Below are 1,621 nucleotides of genomic sequence, written 5' to 3'. Positions count from 1 at the left end.
CGGTGTGTGTCAAGGTAGTTGTCGCGTCCGCCGTTATGCTGCTTTCCGGTGCCCGGTAGCTTCCTGCTCAGCTCGTTCGGGGTTCAAGAAGACCACTGGATCCAGCTTCCAATTCCGAATCCCTCGCGACCAGCGCTGCGGATGTCGAGCGCGGGCTGCCTGGTACAGCATCGTGCGTCGTGCCAGTAGGGGCGGCGCTTCCCCGTGGTGCCGCTGGTTCGGCGTGACGTACTTCAGGCCACTGTGGCGATGTTCCTCGTTGTACCAGCACGCAAACCGGTGCACCCAATCGCGCGCTTGCTGCAGCGTATCGAACGGCCGATCCGGCCACAGCGGGCAGTACTTGGCTGTGCGGAACAGCGCTTCCGCGTAAGCGTTGTCATTGCTCACACGCGGACGACTGTATGAGGGCTGCACGCCCAGGTAACCCATCATCGCCAGCATCGTCCCTCCTTTCATGACGCTGCCGTTGTCCGAATGCAGCACCAGCGGCCGGCCCGCGGTCTTCTCGCGCAAACAGCCCAGCGACAGCAGGTCGCTGGCATGGTCGGCCGATTCGCTCTCGTGCACCTCGTTGACCACCAGCTTGCGGCTGAAGATGTCCTGCATCATGTACCAGTAAAAGAAGCGGCCTTTCACCGTTGTGGGCATCCACGTGATATCCCAGCACCACACCTGGTTGGGTCCGTCGGCTCGGTGCGTGGTCAACGGACGCGACTTGGCTTCGTGGCCGCGCCCGCGCCGGCGCGCTTGGCCGGCGGCCTTGAGCACGCGGTAAAAGGTTGACTCGGAAGCCAGATAGCGGCCTTCGTCGGCCAGCTTGGGGACGATCTGGTGCGGCGTCAGCCCCTCATAGCCAGGCGCATTGGCCGCGGCCAGCACGGCCTCACGCTCGGCCACGCTGAGCTTGTTGGCCGGCACCGGACGCTGCGCGCCCGGTCTTCCATCCTCAGGCGTGTGGCGCCAGCGCTGCAAGGTGCGTTCGTTCAGACCCAATTCCTCGCACGCGAGAGCCTGGCGCGCGCCGCTCTTTACCGCTTCATCGATCAACGCAATGGCTTCGCGGCGATCCGAGACGTTGATCAGTCCTCCTCGTCCCTTCCCCAGATCGCTTCGGCTTTTTTTCTGAGCACCAGCAGCGCTGCGGTTTCCGCCAGCGCGGCGTCCTTGCGCTTGAGCTCACGCTCTAGGTCCCGGATTCTCTTTTTCGCGGTTGCTTCCTCGCGCAGCTGTGCCATATTTGCCATGGGCGGCGTCTTCGCATTCGCCTGCTCACAGGCAGCACGCCACTGCCGGATCTGCTCTGGCTGCATGCCCTTCCTGCGGCAGTATTCGGACAGCTCCGCTTCACTCAGCGGCGCCGTCTCCAGCACCACCCGGAACTTGTCAGCGCTGGACCACTTATCGCTCTGTTTGCCGTTGCCTGGCACAACTCGTCCTTGCTCTCGCGCCTCGTTGCGCCAGGTGCGCAGGCTCACCGTCGTGACACCTGTCTCCCTGGCCAACTCCACAACCGATCGATTGATGGGCGGCATCATCTGCTCAACCACCCACTCCTTGTACTCCGCCGGATAGCGTTTCATTCTCCAACCGCTTCCGCCCTCCATTGTCCTTCATCGAA

1 protein-coding gene is annotated in these 1,621 nt (G+C 63.3%); it reads right to left on the bottom strand.

What is annotated here, in order from left to right; translation table 11 throughout:
* Positions 1 to 33 precede the first annotated feature (33 nt).
* Positions 34 to 1,583 (bottom strand): IS3 family transposase gene (locus C7416_RS28770; RefSeq protein ID WP_404851330.1). Its coding sequence is split into 2 segments (ribosomal slippage): positions 34 to 1,097 and positions 1,097 to 1,583, totalling 1,551 coding nucleotides; the frame shifts between segments, so codons are not numbered across the junction.
* Between the last annotated feature and the right edge of the window lie 38 nt (positions 1,584 to 1,621).

The organism is Cupriavidus phytorum, assembly GCF_003254285.1.
Lineage (GTDB): Bacteria > Pseudomonadota > Gammaproteobacteria > Burkholderiales > Burkholderiaceae > Cupriavidus > Cupriavidus phytorum.
This window is presented reverse-complemented; position numbering and strand designations above follow the sequence as displayed.